This window comes from Pseudomonas sp. LRP2-20 (assembly GCF_024349685.1).
Classification (GTDB): Bacteria; Pseudomonadota; Gammaproteobacteria; order Pseudomonadales; family Pseudomonadaceae; genus Aquipseudomonas.
Genome location: NZ_AP025944.1, coordinates 683,106 through 701,910 on the forward strand (window position 1 = coordinate 683,106; position 18,805 = coordinate 701,910).

The window sequence follows — 18,805 nt, forward strand, 5'->3', positions numbered from 1 at the left end:
TTGTTGTCCGGGCTCAGGGGTAGCTGACGTAGACATCGGTGAGCAGGTCGGCGGGCTGCGGCTTGGGATCGGATTTGGCGCGGCGCACGGCGTCTTCGATCAGGTCGTCGACACGGGCGTCGATGGCGTCCAGTTGCGCCGCCTGCAGCAGGCCGGCACGGGTGGTCTTGTTGCGGAACTGCAGCAGGCAGTCACGGGTTTCGCGCAGGTTCTTCACTTCATCGGGTGCGCGGTAGGTCTGTGCGTCGCCTTCGAAGTGGCCGTAGTAGCGGCTCAGCTTGACCTCGATCAGCGACGGGCCTTGCCCTGAACGGGCGCGCTCGATGGCGGCGCCGGCAGCCTCGTGCACGGCAAAGAAGTCGAAGCCGTCGATGGTCACCCCTGGCATGCCGAAGCCGGCGGCGCGGTCGGCGATATGGTCGCAAGCCACCGACCAGGTCGAGGCGGTGGCTTCGGCGTAGCCGTTGTTCTCGGCGACGAAGATGCACGGCAGGTTCATGATCGAGGCCAGGTTCATTGCCTCGAACACTGCGCCCTCGTTGGAAGCGCCGTCGCCGAAGAAGGCCACGGCCACGTTGTCATTGCCTTTGATCTTGGCGGCCAGGGCGGCGCCCGCCACCAGTGGCGCACCGGCACCGACGATGCCGTTGGCGCCGAGCATGCCTTTTTCCAGGTCGGCGATGTGCATCGAGCCGCCCTTGCCGCCGCACACGCCGGTCTTCTTGCCGTAGATCTCCGCCATCATGCCGTACACGTCGACCCCCTTGGCGATGCAGTGGCCATGGCCGCGGTGGGTCGAGGCGATGCAGTCACTGTCGCGCAGGTGCGCCATCACCCCGGCGGCGGAGGCCTCTTCGCCGGCATACAGGTGGACGAAACCGGGGATCTCGCCAGTGGCGAACTCCACGTGCAGGCGTTCTTCGAAGGCACGGATGGTGCGCATCACTTCATAGGCATGCAGCAATTGCTCTGAACTGAGGTGAGTGGACATCTTGTTGTTCTCCAGGGTTGTCTCAACACGGGGTTGCAGGGTGCAGCCGATGGCCGCGCGGAACGGCCAGCAGGTGATGACGGGCGGCCTGTGCCAGCACGGCCTCGACGTCGACCGTCAACGGGCCTTGCAGGTCGAGGGTGATGGTCGGGGTGTCGTGTTCGGCGAACTCGATCTCGCGCTCGCCATCCAGGGCCAGGGTGCCGGCGGTGAGGCTCAGGCGGTGCGCCACACCGGGGCTGAGCGTGCCGCTGGCGGTGATGCCGCAGCCTTGCAGCAGGCCGGGGGCCAGCGGCGCGAGCAAGGCCTGTTCGGCACCGGGGTTGAGCCGTACCCAGGCACCGTGTGGTTCATGGCGGGCCACTGGTTGCCACAGCCCGCAGAGTGCGGAAAGGCCAATGGCGTGGGGCTCGGCGAAGCAGGCGAAGACTTCGCTGAGGTCTTCGCTGCGGCTCAGCGCGCGAGCGCCGATGAAGCGTTGCGGCGACACTGCCACTTCGACCAGCGCCCACTCGCACAGTTGTTGCTGCGGTACCTTCACCAGCAGCCGTTTGTTGCGGCGCAGGCCGATGCTGGCAGGCACCCGGCCGCCAGCGAGCAAGCCGCCCGCGAGGCCTGCGCTGGTGGCTTCGCGCAGTTCCGGGAAGGCGTTGTTGGTGCCGGTGGACAGGGTAAGCAGAGGCGTGTCCCCAGCCTCGGCCGCCACGGCTTTGTGCGTGCCGTCGCCGCCCAGCACGGCGATCATGCTCACGCCGCGTCCCACCATCTGCCGGGTGGCCAGGCGGGTGTCGCTGACCGTCTGGGTCAATGGCAGGTCGAGCAGTTCCAGGTGCGGCCAGTGCTGGTCCTGCGCCACGGGGCCGAGGCTGGCCTTGAGCACGGCGGCGGCGATACCGGTCATGTCGGTGGGCAGCAGCACCTTGGCGACGCCAGTGGCGCCAAAGGCGCCAAGCAGGCGCTGGATGACCGCGGCCTTGTCGGTGCTGGAGTAGAGCCCGGCATTGCTGGTCAGGCGACGCAGGTCGCGGCCGGAGGCAGGGTTGGCAATGATCCCGATGATCGGGGCGGGCTGCGGCATGGCACACCTCGTGTTCTTGTTTGCCTAGGCTTGAGCAAGGTGGGTGCCAGATTCCTTCCTTTGCCCTGAAAGTGCTGTTGCAGAGCGGCCAAACGGCAAACGGGCCAGGTTGCAGTGGCCTCTGTCTGAGACGCCGCGTGCCAGCATTGCCGGGCTCTGGCCGGGATATTGAGACGCTGCGTCTCAAGCCAACCGGTAATCACACAGTGCTTGTCGGGACTTGCCGGCAGGCGCTTAATGGCCGCACAACGACAAGAACAAACAGGAACCGGAGGCCTCATGCTTGCCGCGAACTCCCGAGCCCATGTCGATTGCGTCAGCCGGGTGCTGAAGAACGCCGACCGCCTGCCCCAGGCACCGGTGCCGCCGCTGATCCTCGACTCATGGCGCCGTTCCATGGAGCTGTACCGTCTTGACCCCGGCTCCCAACAGGGGCCGCGCATTCTTTCGCAAAGCCTGCTCAACGAATGCCGCGAACGTGCCGAACTGTTCCTGCGTATTGCCAGCGATGCCGTGGCGCGTCTGCATGCGCGGGTGCGCGGCGCCGACTATTGCGTGCTGCTGACCGATGCTCTGGGGCGCACCATCGATTACCGGGTCGAATCGGCCATCCGCAACGACTGTCGCAAGGCCGGCCTTTACCTGGGCACCTGCTGGTCGGAGGGCGAGGAGGGCACCTGTGGCGTGGCGGCGGTGCTGACCAGCAAGGCGCCGGTCACGGTGCACAAGCGCGATCACTTTCGTGCCGCCTTCATCGGCCTGACCTGCACGGCGGCGCCGGTATTCGACCCACAGGGCGAGCTGCTCGGCGTGGTCGATGTGTCGGCCCTGCAATCCCCGGACGACCGCCGCAGCCAGCACCTGATCCTGCAGCTGGTGGAACAGACCGCACGGGAGATCGAGAACGCCTTTTTCATGCACAGCGCCCAGGGTCACTGGGTGATGCGTGCCCATGGCACGCCGGGTTATGTGGAGAGCCAGCCCGACTATTTGCTGGCCTGGGATGCCGACGGCCGCCTGCAGGCGATCAACAGCCTGGCCCGCGAGCGCTTGCTGGCACGGCATGGGCGTTTGCCTGAGCACATTGGCGAGTTGTTCGACATGGACCAACTGCGCCGCGCCAACGAGGCCGCGGCCCAGCGCTTGCCGGGTTGGGGCGGGTTGTACGGGCGGGTCAGCGCGCCCCAGCTACGAGGCCGGATGCAACCCTTGCAGCAAGCGCAGGATGCGCGCATCGAGCAGCATCTGCGGTTGGCCACACGGGTCAAGGATTGCAACCTGGCGGTGCTGGTGCAGGGTGAGACCGGTGCCGGGAAGGAAGTTTTCGCCCGTCAGTTGCACCAGCAGAGCCTGCGCCGTGACAGGCCGTTCGTCACGTTGAACTGCGCAGCCATCCCCGAGAGCCTGATCGAGAGCGAACTGTTCGGCTATGTCGCTGGCGCGTTTACCGGCGCTTCGAGCAAAGGCATGCAGGGGCTGTTGCAGCAGGCCGATGGCGGCACTTTGTTCCTCGACGAAATTGGCGACATGCCGCTGCATCTGCAGACCCGGTTGCTGCGAGTGCTGGCTGACGGCGAAGTGGCGCCGCTGGGCGCAGCGCGGCGGGAGCGGGTTGATATCCAGGTGATCTGTGCGACACACCGCGACCTGGCGACGATGGTGAGTGAAGGGCGTTTCCGTGAGGACCTGTATTTCCGTCTGGCCAATGCCCGTTTTGAGTTGCCGCCACTGCGTGAGCGGGACGACCGGTTGGGCTTGATCCATCAGTTGCTGGCTGAGGAGGCCGAGGCTTGTGGGGTGGAGGTGGTGCTGGGCGACGAGGCGCTGCAGGCGCTGCTGGTGTACCGCTGGCCGGGGAATCTGCGCCAGCTGCGGCAGGTGCTGCGTTATGCCTGTGCGGTCAGCGAGGGTGGGCAGGTGTGCCTGGAAAGCCTGCCACAGGAGGTGCGGGGTGATGTCGTGCCTGCGGCTGTTGTCGGCGTTTCGAGCCCGGCGCGGCAACTGCTGCTCGATGCTTTGATACGGCACCGCTGGAAGCCAGCGGAAGCGGCACGGGCCTTAGGGATATCGCGGGCGACTTTGTATCGGCGGGTGCATGAGCATCGGATCGAGATGCCGCGAATGAAGGGCTAGCGCCGCGCGGGCGGCGCTCGGTCTCACTGGCGGCAAATCCCTAAAGACGGGCAATAAAAACCCCGGAACCAGTCCGGGGTTTTGCTGCATCACGCTAACGCGATCACTCCTGGCTGGCCAGTTTGTGCTCGAGGTAGTGGATGTTCACGCCGCCTTTGCAGAAACCTTCATCACGCACCAGGTCGCGGTGCAGCGGGATGTTGGTCTTGATGCCGTCGACGACGATCTCGTCCAGGGCATTGCGCATGCGTGCCATGGCTTCGTCGCGGTCCTTGCCGTAGGTGATCAGCTTGCCGATCAGCGAGTCGTAGTTCGGCGGAACCGAGTAGCCGCTGTACAGGTGCGAATCGACACGTACGCCGTTGCCGCCCGGAGCGTGGAAGTGCTTGACCTTGCCTGGGCTCGGAATGAACTTCTTCGGGTCTTCGGCGTTGATCCGGCATTCCAGCGAGTGGCCACGGATGACCACGTCTTCCTGGCGGAACGACAGCTTGTTGCCTGCGGCGATGCTCAGCATCTCCTTGACGATGTCGATACCGGTGACCATCTCCGACACCGGGTGCTCAACCTGCACGCGGGTGTTCATCTCGATGAAGTAGAAACGGCCGTTCTCGTACAGGAACTCGAAGGTACCGGCACCGCGGTAGCCGATTTCGATGCACGCATCGACGCAACGCTTGAAGACTTCCTGACGGGCCTTCTCGTCGATGCCGGGGGCCGGGGCTTCTTCCAGCACCTTCTGGTGACGGCGCTGCAGCGAGCAGTCGCGGTCGCCCAGGTGAATGGCGTTGCCCTGGCCGTCGGACAGCACCTGGACTTCCACGTGACGTGGGTTGGTCAGGAACTTCTCCAGGTAGACCATCGGGTTGCCGAAGGCAGCACCGGCTTCGGTGCGGGTGAGCTTGGCCGAGGCAATCAGGTCCTCTTCCTTGTGCACCACGCGCATGCCGCGACCACCACCGCCACCGGCGGCCTTGATGATCACCGGGTAGCCGACGTCACGAGCGATCGCCAGGGCGACCTCTTCGTCTTCCGGCAGTGGGCCGTCGGAGCCCGGTACGGTTGGCACGCCCGACTTGATCATCGCGTCCTTGGCCGAAACCTTGTCGCCCATCAGGCGAATGGTGTCGGCTTTCGGGCCGATGAAGGCGAAACCGGACTTTTCCACCTGCTCGGCGAAATCGGCGTTTTCCGCGAGGAAGCCGTAGCCCGGGTGGATCGCGGTGGCGCCGGTGACTTCGGCGGCAGCGATGATCGCCGGGATGTGCAGGTAGGAATCCTTGGACGATGCAGGGCCGATGCAGACCGACTCGTCTGCCAGGCCCAGGTGCATCAGTTCACGGTCGGCCGTGGAGTGCACGGCGACGGTCTTGATGCCCAGCTCTTTGCAGGCACGCAGGATCCGCAGGGCAATTTCCCCACGGTTGGCGATCAGGACTTTTTCGAGCTTCCCAGACATCGTTGGCTCTCCGCGATTCAAACGATGGTGAACAGCGGCTGGTCGAACTCAACCGGCTGGCCGTCTTCCACCAGGATGGCGTCGATGACACCGCCAACATCGGCTTCGATGTGGTTCATCATCTTCATGGCTTCGACGATGCACAGGGTGTCGCCTTTCTTCACGCTCTGGCCAACTTCAGCGAAGTTCGGCGAGGTCGGCGAAGGCTTGCGGTAGAAGGTACCGACCATCGGCGAACGGATCACGGTGCCTTTCAGGGCAGGTGCAGCAGCGGTGGCTTCGGCGGCCGGAGCAGCGGCAGCGGCAACCGGGGCAGCGGCAGGTGCGGCAGCCATTGGTGCTGGTGCGTAGAACTGCTGGGCAGCCGGGGTCTTGCTGTGGCGGCTGATACGGACCGACTCTTCGCCTTCCTTGATCTCCAGCTCGTCGATGCCAGACTCTTCCAGCAGCTCGATCAGTTTCTTGACTTTACGGATATCCATTAATCATCAACTCCCAAAGGTTCGGTCAGGGGGCGAAATTTAAAAACGTATCTGAACGTTTCTCTCTAACCCCGGCCCACTGAGGCCAGGGTTTTCGTTATCAGGGCTGTGCGTTGGCAGCCAGTTGTTCCAGCGCGGACTCCAGGGCCAGGCGATAACCGCTGGCGCCCAGGCCGCAGATCACTCCTACGGCAACATCGGAAAAGTAGGAGTGGTGACGGAACGGTTCGCGTTTGTGCACGTTGGACAGGTGCACTTCGATGAATGGGATGCTCACCGCGAGCAATGCGTCACGTAATGCGACGCTTGTGTGGGTGAAAGCCGCCGGATTGATCAGGATGAAGTCCACACCCTCGTTGCGTGCCGCATGAATACGTTCGATGAGTTCGTACTCGGCATTGCTCTGCAGGTACTGCAGATGGTGGCCAGCGGCGCGGGCGCGCTGTTCCAGGTCCTGGTTGATCTGGGCCAGGGTCACGGCGCCGTAGTGGCCCGGTTCGCGCGTCCCGAGCAGGTTCAGGTTGGGGCCGTGAAGCACCAGTAGGGTTGCCATCTGCGGTTTCCTTGGATTTGTAGGGCAATTCGACACAGCGCGGCGAGTGTGCCGCAAAGCGACGGCAAGTGTCCAGTTCCCGGCAATAGCCAGCACGTTGCCCGAGGTTCGCGCGAAGTATGTGACCAAATAATTAAATCTGGTCACTCATTTGGCGAAATTTCCCGGCACGCGGGAAGTTATAGACCGAGTTTGCCGCGCACGCGCGTCAAAACCTGTGCGAACTCCCCGGCGTTTATCTCGCCAATGACCCGATCGGTGGTCATTTCGCTGCCGTTCGCGGCAAAGAACAGCAGTGCCGGCGGCCCGAACAGCTGATAGCGGTCGAGTAGCGTGCGCTGTTCGGCGCTGCTCTGGGTGATGTCGAAGCGCAGCAGCTTGAAGGCGTTCAACTGCCCTTGAACCTGCGGCGCGTTCAGCACCTCGTGCTCGATCACCTTGCAGCTGATGCACCAGTCGGCGTACCAGTCCAGCAGCACCGGTTGACCGGCTGCCTTGGCTTCGGCCAGGGCAGCGTCCAGCGCGGCCGGTGTGGTCACGGTCTGCCAGGCACCTGATGTGGCCGTCGCCGGGCTGTTGGCGCTGGCCGTGACGGGGGCTGGCAATGGGCGCAGCGGGTCGCCCTGGCCGTTCAGGGCGCCGTACCAGCAGGCCAGGGCATACACCAGCAATGCCAGGCCGAGCAGTTGTGCCAGGCGTTGGCGTGGTGTTTTGACCACGAACTCCAGGGCACCCAGGAACAGCGCCACGCCAGCCGCCAGGAAACCGACCAGCAGCAAGGTTGCCGGCCCTGGCAGCACGCGGCTGAGCAGGCCGATGGCCAGGCCCAGCAGCAGCACGCCGATGGCGTTTTTCACGGTGTTCAGCCAAGGGCCGCTCTTCGGCAACCAGGCCGCGCCACCCGTGGCAATCAGCAGCAAGGGGGCACCCATGCCCAGGCCCAGGGCGAACAGCTTGAGCGCGCCGCCCACGGCATCGCCGCTGGCGCTGATGTACAGCAAGGCGCCGGCCAGCGGCGCTGACACACAGGGCGAGACCAGCAGGCTGGAAAGCACGCCGAGCACCGCGGCACCGAGCAGCGAGCCGCCCCGGGTGTGATTGGCGACGTTATTCAGGCGGTTGCTCAGGGCCTGCGGCAACTTGAGCTCGAACAGGCCGAACATGGCCAGGGCAAAGACCACGAAGAACAATGCGAAAGGCACCAGTACCCAGGCCGATTGCAGGCGTGCCTGCAGGTTCAGCCCGGCGCCGAACAGGCCCATCAGCGCGCCGAGCACGGCGAAGCTGGCGGCCATCGGCAGCACGTAGGCCAGCGACAGGGCCAGGCCGCGCAGGCCACCAACCTGCCCGCGCAGGACCACGCCGGAGAGGATCGGCAGCATCGGCAGCACGCAGGGGGTGAAGGTCAGGCCGACCCCGGCGAGGAAGAACAGCAGCAGCGATTTCCAGCTCCAGCCTTGTTCGCTGCTCGCAGGCAAGGCGGTGCCGGCGGCAGCACCTTCGCCATCGATGCTCAGGCGCTCGGTTTCCGGCGGGTAGCACAGGCCTTTGTCGGCGCAGCCCTGGTAGCCCACCAGCAGGGTGAAGGCGCGGGCGTCGGTGCGCGGGATCTCGATGTCGAGCACACCGTGGTACACCTCGACGTCACCGAAGAATTCGTCGTGCTTGGCCTCGCCCTTGGGGATGTTTGGCGTGCCCAGGGCGATGTCGGCCGGCTCCGTGCGGAAGTGGAAGCGATGGCGGTACAGGTAGTAACCGTCGGTGGCGACGAAGCGCAGCTTGAGGGTCTGCGCGTCGGCCTGCAGCAGGCTGAGCTTGAAGGCTTCGTGCACCGGCAGGAAGTCGGCGTTGTTGGACAGCGAAGCGGCGCCGAGGGTGGCGCTGGGGCGGTTGTCGAGCAGGCCCGAGGCGAAAGCAGGGCTGGCCAGCAGCAGGAACAGCAGGAAAAACAGGCGGCGCATGGCGGACTCGCGAGGTGGAACGTGCCCGCATGATAGCGGAGTTGGTGATGGTTGAAAGGGTGGCAGGCCAAAGGGCGACACATGGCCGCTGGGCTTTGCTTTGCCCGTGCCGGCCCTTTCGCGGCTAAAGCCGCTCCCACAGGGCAGCCACCGGATTCGAACGCTGTATGTTCCCTGTGGGGGATTCTGTCTTGCTCAATTTCTTAAAGCTGACGCGATCCTTGTAGGAGCCGCGCTTGCCGGCGATGGGCCGCACAGCGGCCCCGGCAGTTTGTGCAACAACCGTGAAATCGAGGGGCCGCTTCGCGGCCCATCGCCGGCAAGCGCGGCTCCCACAAGTACAGCGCACGCCTGGAGGCTGGTGATAATCCTGTGGGAGCGGCTTTAGCCGCGAAGAGGCCGGTACTGGTGACCTCAGACCCTGAAGGCCAGCACCGCCTTGCTCAATTCCCCCCCAAGGCTCAGCAGCTGTTCACCTTGCTCACGCCCTTCACCAATGCGCTGCAGGTTGTCCTCACCCAATTCATGAATCCGTTCACTGTGATCACGAATCTCGCTCACCGCGCCACTCTGCTGCGCCGTGACATCGGCAATCCGCACCGCTGTGTCGGAGATGGTACGGATCGCGCTGACAATTTCATCCAGCGCGCCATCGGCGGCCTGGGCCTGGTTGGCGGTGGCTTCGGCATGTTCGAGCTGGGTGCGCATCCCGGCCACCGACTCTCGCGCCGCCTGCTGCAGGCGGTCGATCAGCGCCTGGATCTCGCCGGTCGCCCCGGTGGTGCGCTGCGCCAGTGAGCGCACCTCGTCAGCCACCACTGCGAAGCCACGGCCCATCTCGCCCGCACGGGCGGCCTCGATGGCAGCATTCAAAGCCAGCAGGTTGGTCTGTTCGGCGATCGAGCGGATCACCGTCAGCACGCCGCCGATAGTGGCCGACTCTTCGGCCAGCTGTTCGATCATGCGTGCATTCCCTTGCACCTCGTCGACCAGCGCCCGCAGCCCCGAGAGGCTCTGGCCGATCACCGTCTGGCCCTGTTCCACCGCGCGCCCGGCATCGCGGCTGGCATCGGCGGCGGAGCTGGCGTCGCCGGCCACTTGCTGGATGGTTGCTTCCAGTTCGCCCAGCGCATCGCGAATCTGCCCGGTATCGCCGGCCTGGCGCTCGGCGCCGTGGTGCAGGGCGGCACTCATGCCGGCCAGGGCGTGGCTGCTGCCGGCGACCTGTTCGGCGTTGTGGCGGATGGTACCTACCAGCTCTACCAGGTACTGGCGCAGGCGGTTTAGCGATTCCTGGATATCGTGCAGCTCGCGGTTGGTCTTGCCCAGCGCGATTGGCGCGGCAAAATCGCCTTCGGCCCAGCGCGACAGGGCCGGGGCAAGGCCGGTCAGGGTGCGGGCCAGGCGTCGCTGCAAGGTATCGATGAGCAGGGCGATCAGCAGGATCAGGCCGATCATCAGCCCCTGGATGATGCGCACCTCGCCAGCAATTTTCGCGTGCTGGCCGCGTACCTCCGGCTCCAGGGCGGCGATGGCCTGTTGCACGGCTTCCAGCCGCTGGTTGGTGCTGGCCGCCAGCGCCGTGCGGCGCTCGATCTGCTCGCGGGTGCGTTGCAGTTCGGCAGGGTAGCGGTTGAGCAGGCTTTGCAGCTCGCGCTTGAGGCCGACTGCCACGTCTTCCTGTTGCGCGCTGGCTTGGGATTGCAGGCCCATCATGGCGGCGAAGTCGTCGGCGTTGGATTCGGCGGCCCGGGTCACGCCCAGCAGTGGCAGGCCGTCGATGACCTGGGCCTGGGTGCGGATCAGTTGCAGTTCGCGCTCGACTTCGTCGGCCAGTTCGGCACGGCCGCTACTGACCAGTTTGTCCCGGGCCAGCGACAGGCGGCCCAGGTGCACGCTGGCGTCGAGCAGTGGCAGCAGGTAGCGGTTGGCCTCGCTGCCGGCGCTGTCGCGGGCATAGGCGGCCAACTGTTCGAAGCTGGCCCCCAGCTCGCGTTCGGCCTGCAGCAACAGGGCCTGCGGGTCACCGGCCAGCTTGCCAGCGGCGAGCAGTTCAGTGGCGGTGAAGGCCTGCAGGGTGTCCAGGCTCGGGCGCAGCTGGGCGGCGAGCGCGGGCGGCCAGTCGCTCAGTGAGGCTGCGAGCTGCTGGTTGGCCTCGACGGCAGCGCTATGGCGTAAGGCGTCGCCACTGCCCAGGTAAGCCTGGATGTTGCGCGCTGTCTGGTTCTGGAACTGCTGCGACAGGCCCAGGTAACGTTCCATCAACTGGTAGGGGCGCTCCAGGGCACGTTGCGACCACCACAAGGTCGCACCCAGGGCGATACAAACGGTCACCAGCAACAGGGTATTGAAATTGGTCAGCCACTTCAGGCGCATAGCCGCGAACTTCCTGCGGGGGAGTCGAGAGATAGGTGCCTGAATTTATGGCGAATCTGTTACCAGGTGATGACGATGGTGGCGATGAGCTATTGCCCGCGACGGTTACGGCTCGACGCGGACCACGCAGTTACGCCCCGCATGCTTGGCCCGGTACAACGCCTCATCCGCCGTGCTGGCCATGCTCAGTGCATCCAGCTCATCGTCCAGCTGTACCACGCCGGCGCTGAAGGTGCACTGCAGGTCCTCCGGCTGCGCCGGGTACAGGATTTCGGCAAAGCGCCGGCGAATTTCGTCCAGCACCTTGTGCGCGGCTTTCAGCGAGGTGTTGGGCATGACGATGGCGAACTCCTCTCCGCCATAGCGGCCAATGAAGTCGGTCTTGCGCAGGCGTTGCTTGAGGAACAGTGCCAGGCTCTTGATCACCCGGTCGCCCATGGGGTGGCCGTGGCGGTCGTTGATTTTCTTGAAATGGTCGATGTCGAGCATGGCGAAGCTCAGCGGCTGCCGCTCGCGGCGGGCACGGTAGCTGCAGTCTTCGAGCAGTTGCAGGATGTGGGTGTGGTTGTACAGCCCGGTCAGGCTGTCACGGACCATGCGGGCCTTGAGGTGGCGGGCGCGGGCAGCGCGGTTGCGCACGGTGGTGATCAGGTGGCGTGAGCGGATCGGCTTGGTCAGGAAGTCATCGCCGCCTTCGCTCATGGCGTCGAGCTGCTTGTCCAGGTCGTCCTCGGCGGACAGGTAGATGATCGGCACGCTCACGTATCGGTCATTGTGACGAATCACTTTGGCCAGTTCCGGGCCCGAGCATGTCGGCATGTACAGGTCGAGGATGATCAGGTCAGGCTGGAAGTCGGCAAGCTCGGCCATGGCGCCGATCGGGTCGTTCAGGCTGCGGGTCAGCATTCCGGCACTGGCCAGTACCCGTTCGGTATGCAGGGCCTGGGTGCGTGAATCGTCGATGATCAGCACGCGCAAGGGGTCTTGCTGGGCAGTACTGGTCATGACTTCGAGTTTTTCCAGCAGGCTGGAGGCCTCCAGCGTACCGGTCAGAAACGCCTGGCCGCCGGCGCGCACGGCGGCCAGGCGGGTCGGCGTATCGGCTTCGTGCAGGCTGAAGAACAGTAACGGTATGGGCTGCGCCAGGCCCTGATGGGCCAGTGCCGCCAACGGCAGGCCAGCACCGGGGCCGGAGAAGTCGACATCCATGACGATGGCCGCCGGAGGTTGCTCGGCCAGTGACGCCAGAAACGCACTGGCGCAGGGCTGCGGCTGCGCGCTCAGGCCGAAGAACTCCAGCTGCTGGGCGAGGCGTTCGGCGCGCTCATGGTCGTGCAGCAGCAGGTACACCGGCTTGCGCGCAGGCGGCAACTCCATCTGATCGGGCAGGTCGCCGTGGCGCAGGCGCGTGCGCGACAGGCGCTGCAACAGCTGTTCGAGCTCCTGCGAGAGGCGCTCCTGGCTCGGCTCTGCGGCTTGGGTCATGTCCTGGCTACTTGTTAGTGGGCTATGCAGGTTCGATGATGGCTGTATGCTAGCACCCCTTTTTCCATTCGCACGTGCCCGGCGTCAACAAAGGCTTGCGAACGAATATTCAGTTACTGACTCATTGGTCGCTTATGCGTACGGCGGTGTCTGCTTTATAGTGCTGCGACGCGGGCTTGCCGTGGCACCCTGGCGCAGGCCTGTGGTCCAAGCCCTGAACCGTCGTGACTGATTAAGGACAAAGCCATGCTGGACTGGAAAAACCGCGAGGCCAAAGCCGAGCCCCGCGAGCGTGTCGATGGCCGTGGCGCCGCCGCCCGTAGCTACCTTGGCGGCCTCTGGAGCCGTGCCCTGGGAACTCTCATCGGGTTGTACCTGCTGGTGTGTATCGGCCTGGGCTGGTACTGGAGCCAGGAGCCGAAGCTGTTCCCGGTGCAGCAGAACGCTCAGGCCGCAGCCGAGCGCAGTGGCCAGCAGATGGTAGTGGGCTACACAACGATCGAAACCCTCAAGACTGTGGCCGGCACCTTGCTGAACAAGCCGGGTGGCTACATTTCCAACGACCGCTTCCCGCCAGGACTGTGGATGGACAACATGCCGAGCTGGGAATATGGCGTGCTGGTCCAGGTGCGCGACCTGTCCCGTGCCCTGCGCAAGGACTTCGCCCGTTCGCAGTCGCAGTCCACCGAAGACGCCGACCTGGCCAAAGCCGAGCCGCGTTTCAACTTCGACAACAAGAGCTGGATCCTGCCGTCGAGCGAGTCGGAGTTCGAAGAAGGCATCAAGTCCCTGACCCGCTACCAGACCCGTCTGGCTGCCGGCGACAAGGGCGCGATCTTCTACACCCGTGCCGACAACCTGAACAACTGGCTGGGTGACGTCGCCACCCGCCTGGGTTCGCTGTCGCAGCGCCTGTCGGCCAGCGTTGGCCGGGTCAAGCTCAACACTACCCTGAAGACCGAGTCGGTGGTCGCCGGCCAGGCGCCGCAGGTAGATGAAGAGCTGGTGGAAACCCCGTGGCTGCAGATCGACAACGTGTTCTACGAAGCCCGTGGCCAGGCCTGGGCGCTGTCGCACCTGCTGCGTGCCATCGAGGTCGACTTCGCCGACGTGCTGGCGAAGAAGAACGCCACGGTCAGCGTGCGGCAGATCATTCGTGAACTGGAAGCCTCGCAGGAACCGCTGTGGAGCCCGATGGTGCTCAACGGCAGCGGCTTCGGCATGTGGGCCAACCATTCGCTGGTCATGGCCAACTACATTTCCCGGGCCAACGCCGCGGTCATCGACCTGCGTCAGCTGCTGTCGCAGGGTTGATGATGGCTATCAGCCCAAACGAGGCCGCCCACCGGGCGGCTTCCGACCGCGAACTGGTCACCTGGGTGGACGAAGCCGACCAGGTGCTGGGGGCCTTGCCCCGCGCCGAACTGCGCGAGCGCGGCCTGATCGGGCGTTGCACGTTCATTCTGCTGTTCAACAGCGCCGGTGAGCTGTGCGTGCACCGGCGCACCCTGAGCAAGGCGCTGTACCCGGGGTATTGGGATGTGGCGGCAGGCGGCATGGTGACGGCGGGGGAGGCCTATGCCGACTCGGCGGCGCGTGAGCTGGCCGAGGAACTGGGGATCGACGGGGTGGAGTTGCGCTTTCATGAACGGTTCTACTTCGACCAGCCGGATAACCGCTTGTGGTGTGCGGTGTACTCGGCAGTTTCGGATGCGCCGTTGCGGCTGCAGCCGGAAGAGGTGATCGAGGCGCGCTTCATCGGCCTGGAACAGGCTGAGCAAGAAAGCCTGACGAAGCCGTATTGCCCGGACTCGTTGGCGGCGTTGCAGCGCTATAAAGCAAGCCTCGAATAGATGCGTGGGCCATGCCGGCCCCTTCGCGGGTAAACCCGCTCCCACGGGGATTTCACAGGCCGTGGAAGCTGCGCGGTACCTGTGGGAGCGGGTTTACCCGCGAAGGGGTCGCAAAACATTCGAAAAATGGCGCATTCCAGTACTTAGCAACAGCCAGATTTATCGTTACACTGCGCGCCCTTTTCGGGCTGCCGCAGGATCTTGCGGTGGTAGCGCCGCCCCTGCCAGAGTGGGGCTTCGCGGTCGGCTCCCGTCGACCAGTTTTTGTCCTCAGCACAGAGGAACAAAAGTGGCCAAGAAAGCTTCTTCCTTCGCCGCCCTTGGCGGTCTCGTTTACTCCACCGATGCCGGTCGGCACTGCCCCGACTGTGGCCAGCCGGTGGACGCCTGCACCTGCAAGCAGCAAGTCATCCCCGAAGGTGACGGCATCGCCCGTGTGCGCCGTGAAAGCAAAGGCCGTGGTGGCAAGACCGTGACTACCGTCACCGGCGTGCCGCTGCCGCTCGACCAGCTCAAGGAGCTGGCCACCACCCTCAAGCGCCGTTGCGGTACCGGCGGTGCGCTGAAGGATGGGGTTATCGAGATCCAGGGCGATCACGTCGAGCTGCTGATCGCCGAGCTGATCAAACAGGGCTTCAAGGCGAAAAAGTCCGGCGGCTGATGCGCCCCCGCGATTTTTTGCCCAACGCTTTCTAAACTCGTTCCCGTGACCAGGGTCTACCCCAGGGCACGGACGAATCGTCATTTTCGGCTTTTACACTGCGCCCGCCTCCTTGTGGGGCAGTGTCTTGGACTTATCTATAGGGGACTTGAATGTCCGTACGACGCACACGCAAAGACGATGGTAGCCAATGGACCGTGGCCGACAGCCGCAGTGTTTATGGCATCCGCCATTGGGGCGCTGGTTATTTCGCCATCAATGAAGCCGGGCGCGTCGAAGTGCGCCCCAACGGCCCCAGCAGCGCGCCGATCGACCTGTTCGAGCAGGTCGACGAGCTGCGTCAGAGCGGCCTGTCGCTGCCGCTGCTGGTGCGCTTCCCTGATATCCTTCAGGACCGCGTGCGCCAGCTGACCGGTGCCTTCGATGCCAACATCGCGCGCCTGGAGTACCAGAGCCAGTACACTGCCCTGTACCCGATCAAGGTCAACCAGCAGGAAGCGGTGGTGGAAAACATCATCGCCACGCAGAACGTCTCGATCGGCCTGGAAGCCGGTTCCAAGCCTGAGCTGCTGGCAGTGCTGGCGCTGGCGCCGAAGGGCGGCACCATCGTCTGCAACGGCTACAAGGACCGCGAGTTCATCCGCCTGGCGCTGATGGGCCAGAAACTCGGCCACAACGTGTTCATCGTCATCGAGAAAGAGTCGGAAGTGGCCCTGGTGATCGACGAGGCCGCCGAGCTCAAGGTCAAGCCACAGGTGGGCCTGCGCGTGCGCCTGTCGTCGCTGGCTTCGAGCAAGTGGGCTGACACCGGGGGCGAGAAGTCCAAGTTCGGTTTGTCCGCCGCCCAGCTGATCTCGGTGGTGCAGCGCTTCCGCGATGCCGGCCTGGACCAGGGCATCCGCCTGCTGCACTTCCACATGGGCTCGCAGATCGCCAACCTGGCCGACTACCAGCACGGTTTCAAGGAAGCCATCCGTTACTATGGCGAATTGCGCGCGCTGGGCCTGCCGGTCGACCATATCGACGTCGGTGGTGGCCTGGGCGTGGACTACGACGGTACCCACTCGCGCAACGCCAGCTCGATCAACTACGACATGGATGACTACGCCGGCGTGGTGGTGGGCATGCTCAAGGAGTTCTGCGACGCGCAGGGCCTGCCGCACCCGCACATCTTCTCGGAGAGCGGCCGTTCGCTGACTGCGCACCACGCGATGCTGGTGATCCAGGTGACCGACGTCGAGAAGCACAACGACGATGTGCCGACCATCGAGAACAAGGAAGCCCTGCCGGAAACCGTGCAATGGCTGGTCGACCTGCTTGGCCCGACCGACATCGAGATGGTCACCGAGACCTACTGGCGCGCCACCCACTACCTGGGCGACGTGGCGGCGCAGTACGCCGATGGCAAGATCAGCCTGGCCGAGAAGGCCCTGGCCGAGCAGTGCTACTTCGCCGTGTGCCGCCGCCTGCACAACTCGCTGAAGGCCCGCCAGCGCTCGCACCGCCAGGTACTGGATGAGCTCAACGACAAGCTGGCCGACAAGTACATCTGCAACTTCTCGGTGTTCCAGAGCCTGCCGGACACCTGGGCCATCGGCCAGGTACTGCCGATCATCCCGTTGCACCGCCTGGACGAGGAGCCGATGCGCCGCGCGGTGCTGCAGGACTTGACCTGCGACTCCGACGGCAAGATCAACCAGTACGTCGACGAGCAGAGCATCGAGACCAGCATGCCGGTGCACGCGGTCAACGAAGGTGAGGATTACCTGCTGGGCGTGTTCCTGGTCGGTGCCTATCAGGAAATTCTCGGCGACATGCACAACCTGTTCGGTGACACCGACTCGGTGAACATCTACCAGAACGCCGATGGCAGCGTGTACCACGCCGGTATCGAGACCCACGACACCATCGAAGACATGCTGCGTTACGTGCACCTGTCGCCGGAGGAGTTGATGACGCACTACCGTGACAAGGTGGCCAGCGCCAAGATCAGCGCGCGTGAGCGGACCCAGTTCCTCGATGCGTTGCGCCTGGGGCTGACGCGCTCTTCTTACCTGTCTTCGTGATCGCAGGGTGTCCTCCGGGACACCTTCAGCGCCCATGAGACCGAGCGCCGCCCGCGCGGCGCATCGCGAGCTGCGCTCGCTCCTACGTTTGTTTCTGGCCAGTTACGCCTGTGGCAGGCGCGCGCGACCGCCTTGTTGGTACAACGCGATATTGCGCCATGCGCCAAGACGTTCGCGCGCAAATCCTCCAGGAATAATTGGCCCGAAACAAACGTAGGAGCGAGCGCAGCTCGCGATGCGCCGCGCGGGCGGCGCTAGATTTACGCGCCCCCGCAAATCCCATGGCATGCACCCTCAGCCAACCCACGAACCTCGCTGCTGCAACCGCCACCCAACCCACCCCAGCGTCACCGCCCGCAGCGCCATGAACCCGAGGAACGCCAACCACAACCCATGGTTGCCCAACCCAGTCATGAGCACGCCCAAAGGCAGCGCAATCAGCACCGACAGCAACATTGCATTGCGCATCTCGCGCGCTCGGGTTGCGCCGATGAACAGCCCGTCGAGCAAATAACTCCACACCGCAATCAACGGCAGCAGCGCCAGATACGGCAGGTACGGATAAGCCGCCGCCCGCACGCTTTCAATATCGGTCTGCAGGTCGATGAACAGGTGCCCACCGAGCAGGAACACGCCGGCAAACCCCACGCTGGTGATCAGCGACCAACCACAGGCCACCACCAGCGAGCGGCGCAAGGTGTCTCGATCCCGCGCACCAATGGCATGCCCACACAGCGCCTCCACGGCATGCGCCAGGCCATCGAGGGCGTAGGCAGTGAGCAGCAGGCCGTTGAGCAGCAGGGCATTGGCCGCCACCGTGGCTTCGCCCAGGCGTGCGCCTTGCACGGTGATCAGCAGGAACACCAGCTGCAGCGCCAGGCTGCGCAGGAAGATGTCGCGATTCACTGCCAGCAATGGCCGCCAGGCCTGCCAGCGCTTGAGCGCAGCCCAGGCGATCTGCCCGGGGTAGGCGCGCAGGGCCGGGCGGGTCAGGGCCAGGCCGAGCAGGGCAGCGCTCCATTCGGCGATCACCGAGGCCCGTGCCGAACCCAGCACGCCCCAGTTAAGGCCCAGCACGAACCACAGGTTGAGGGCGATGTTCAGCAGGTTGGTGGTCAGCAGAATCGCCAACGGCGCCCGTGCGTTCTGGGTGCCGAGGAACCAGCCGACCAGCGCATAGCTGGCCAGTGCTGCTGGCAGGCCGAGCAGCCGGGTGTGGAAGAACGCCTCGGTGGATTGCTGCAACGCCTCGCTCGGTTGCATGGCGTGCAGCGCCAGCTGGCTGAAGGGCAGGGCGAGCAGGCCGATCAGCAGGGCAAAGGCTACGGCCAGCAGCAGGCCCTGCACCAGCACCTGGCGCAGCGCCGCGCCGTCGGCACGCCCGGCGGCCTGGGCGGCGAAGCCCGTGGAGCCCATGCGCAGGAAACCCATCAGGCCGACCATGAAAGTGAACAGCGTGGCGCCCACGGCCACTGCGCCGAGCTGGTGGGCATGGGGCAGGTGGCCGATCACGGTGCTGTCGACCAGGGCCACCAGCGGTACCGAAATGTTGGAAAGGATCATCGGCGCGGCCAGCGCCCAGACCTTGCGGTGAGTGGGGCGGTGCTGCCAGTCGGTGGTCAGTTGCGACATTGCAATTCCTGAGGCTGTGGGGCCGCTTCGCGCCCCTTCGCGGGCAAGCCCGCTCCCACAGGTAAAGCGCAGTCC

The 18,805-nt window shown here is 64.9% G+C and carries 14 protein-coding genes; 5 read left to right on the forward strand and 9 right to left on the reverse strand.

The window, feature by feature from the left end; translation table 11 throughout:
* Positions 1-13 precede the first annotated feature (13 nt).
* Positions 14-991: a thiamine pyrophosphate-dependent dehydrogenase E1 component subunit alpha gene (locus OCX61_RS02880; protein WP_261942534.1), complete on the reverse strand. Its 978-nt coding sequence runs from the start codon at positions 989-991 to the stop codon at positions 14-16.
* A 22-nt stretch (positions 992-1,013) separates the two neighbouring features.
* Positions 1,014-2,069: an NAD(+)/NADH kinase gene (locus OCX61_RS02885; protein ID WP_261942535.1), complete on the reverse strand. Its 1,056-nt coding sequence runs from the start codon at positions 2,067-2,069 to the stop codon at positions 1,014-1,016.
* A gap of 279 nt (positions 2,070-2,348) precedes the next feature.
* On the opposite strand from OCX61_RS02885, the gene OCX61_RS02890 reads away from it, so the two are divergent.
* Positions 2,349-4,202, forward strand: coding sequence for a sigma-54-dependent Fis family transcriptional regulator (locus OCX61_RS02890; protein WP_261942536.1), 1,854 nt, complete (start codon positions 2,349-2,351; stop codon positions 4,200-4,202).
* Between the two features lie 103 nt (positions 4,203-4,305).
* Here the strand turns inward: OCX61_RS02890 and accC are convergent, their stop codons facing one another.
* The 6 genes from accC to OCX61_RS02920 form a co-directional block, all read right to left on the reverse strand.
* Positions 4,306-5,661: an acetyl-CoA carboxylase biotin carboxylase subunit gene (gene accC, locus OCX61_RS02895; RefSeq protein ID WP_085676829.1), complete on the reverse strand. Its 1,356-nt coding sequence runs from the start codon at positions 5,659-5,661 to the stop codon at positions 4,306-4,308.
* Between the two features lie 17 nt (positions 5,662-5,678).
* The gene (gene accB, locus OCX61_RS02900; protein ID WP_261942537.1) at positions 5,679-6,143 is read right to left on the reverse strand and encodes an acetyl-CoA carboxylase biotin carboxyl carrier protein; all 465 of its coding nucleotides are present in this window, start codon (positions 6,141-6,143) and stop codon (positions 5,679-5,681) included.
* A gap of 100 nt (positions 6,144-6,243) precedes the next feature.
* The gene (gene aroQ / locus OCX61_RS02905; RefSeq protein ID WP_027920816.1) at positions 6,244-6,696 is read right to left on the reverse strand and encodes a type II 3-dehydroquinate dehydratase; all 453 of its coding nucleotides are present in this window, start codon (positions 6,694-6,696) and stop codon (positions 6,244-6,246) included.
* 179 nt (positions 6,697-6,875) lie between these two features.
* A complete protein-coding gene (locus tag OCX61_RS02910; protein ID WP_261942538.1) occupies positions 6,876-8,657 on the reverse strand; it encodes a protein-disulfide reductase DsbD in 1,782 nt (593 codons plus the stop codon).
* 414 nt (positions 8,658-9,071) lie between these two features.
* A complete protein-coding gene (locus OCX61_RS02915) occupies positions 9,072-11,033 on the reverse strand; it encodes a methyl-accepting chemotaxis protein (protein WP_261942539.1) in 1,962 nt (653 codons plus the stop codon).
* 105 nt (positions 11,034-11,138) lie between these two features.
* The gene (locus OCX61_RS02920; RefSeq protein ID WP_261942540.1) at positions 11,139-12,518 is read right to left on the reverse strand and encodes a diguanylate cyclase; all 1,380 of its coding nucleotides are present in this window, start codon (positions 12,516-12,518) and stop codon (positions 11,139-11,141) included.
* 246 nt (positions 12,519-12,764) lie between these two features.
* Between OCX61_RS02920 and OCX61_RS02925 the strand changes: the two genes are divergently transcribed.
* The 4 genes from OCX61_RS02925 (at position 12,765) to speA (ending at position 17,098) form a co-directional block, all read left to right on the forward strand.
* Positions 12,765-13,832: a DUF2333 family protein gene (locus OCX61_RS02925; RefSeq protein ID WP_054886852.1), complete on the forward strand. Its 1,068-nt coding sequence runs from the start codon at positions 12,765-12,767 to the stop codon at positions 13,830-13,832.
* A 2-nt stretch (positions 13,833-13,834) separates the two neighbouring features.
* Entirely contained in the window at positions 13,835-14,371 is a 537-nt protein-coding gene (locus tag OCX61_RS02930) for an NUDIX hydrolase (RefSeq protein WP_261942541.1), read from the forward strand.
* Between the two features lie 289 nt (positions 14,372-14,660).
* Complete coding sequence (locus OCX61_RS02935) at positions 14,661-15,032, forward strand: translation initiation factor Sui1 (RefSeq protein WP_027920822.1); 372 nt, start codon at positions 14,661-14,663, stop codon at positions 15,030-15,032.
* Between the two features lie 152 nt (positions 15,033-15,184).
* The gene (gene speA / locus OCX61_RS02940) at positions 15,185-17,098 is read left to right on the forward strand and encodes an arginine decarboxylase (RefSeq protein ID WP_261942542.1); all 1,914 of its coding nucleotides are present in this window, start codon (positions 15,185-15,187) and stop codon (positions 17,096-17,098) included.
* 294 nt (positions 17,099-17,392) lie between these two features.
* Here the strand turns inward: speA and OCX61_RS02945 are convergent, their stop codons facing one another.
* Positions 17,393-18,730 carry an MATE family efflux transporter gene (locus tag OCX61_RS02945; protein ID WP_261942543.1) on the reverse strand — a complete coding sequence of 446 codons (1,338 nt, stop codon included), beginning with the start codon at positions 18,728-18,730 and terminating at the stop codon, positions 17,393-17,395.
* Positions 18,731-18,805 lie beyond the last annotated feature (75 nt).

Bases quoted from the DNA above. Each gene is read 5' to 3' on its own strand.
- accB (WP_261942537.1), bottom strand. From the start codon at position 6,143: ATGGATATCCGTAAAGTCAAGAAACTGATCGAGCTGCTGGAAGAGTCT.
- OCX61_RS02925 (WP_054886852.1), top strand. From the start codon at position 12,765: ATGCTGGACTGGAAAAACCGCGAGGCCAAAGCCGAGCCCCGCGAGCGT.
- OCX61_RS02915 (WP_261942539.1), bottom strand. From the start codon at position 11,033: ATGCGCCTGAAGTGGCTGACCAATTTCAATACCCTGTTGCTGGTGACC.
- OCX61_RS02920 (WP_261942540.1), bottom strand. From the start codon at position 12,518: ATGACCCAAGCCGCAGAGCCGAGCCAGGAGCGCCTCTCGCAGGAGCTC.
- OCX61_RS02930 (WP_261942541.1), top strand. From the start codon at position 13,835: ATGGCTATCAGCCCAAACGAGGCCGCCCACCGGGCGGCTTCCGACCGC.
- OCX61_RS02890 (WP_261942536.1), top strand. From the start codon at position 2,349: ATGCTTGCCGCGAACTCCCGAGCCCATGTCGATTGCGTCAGCCGGGTG.
- speA (WP_261942542.1), top strand. From the start codon at position 15,185: ATGTCCGTACGACGCACACGCAAAGACGATGGTAGCCAATGGACCGTG.
- OCX61_RS02880 (WP_261942534.1), bottom strand. From the start codon at position 991: ATGTCCACTCACCTCAGTTCAGAGCAATTGCTGCATGCCTATGAAGTG.
- aroQ (WP_027920816.1), bottom strand. From the start codon at position 6,696: ATGGCAACCCTACTGGTGCTTCACGGCCCCAACCTGAACCTGCTCGGG.
- OCX61_RS02945 (WP_261942543.1), bottom strand. From the start codon at position 18,730: ATGTCGCAACTGACCACCGACTGGCAGCACCGCCCCACTCACCGCAAG.
- accC (WP_085676829.1), bottom strand. From the start codon at position 5,661: ATGTCTGGGAAGCTCGAAAAAGTCCTGATCGCCAACCGTGGGGAAATT.
- OCX61_RS02885 (WP_261942535.1), bottom strand. From the start codon at position 2,069: ATGCCGCAGCCCGCCCCGATCATCGGGATCATTGCCAACCCTGCCTCC.
- OCX61_RS02910 (WP_261942538.1), bottom strand. From the start codon at position 8,657: ATGCGCCGCCTGTTTTTCCTGCTGTTCCTGCTGCTGGCCAGCCCTGCT.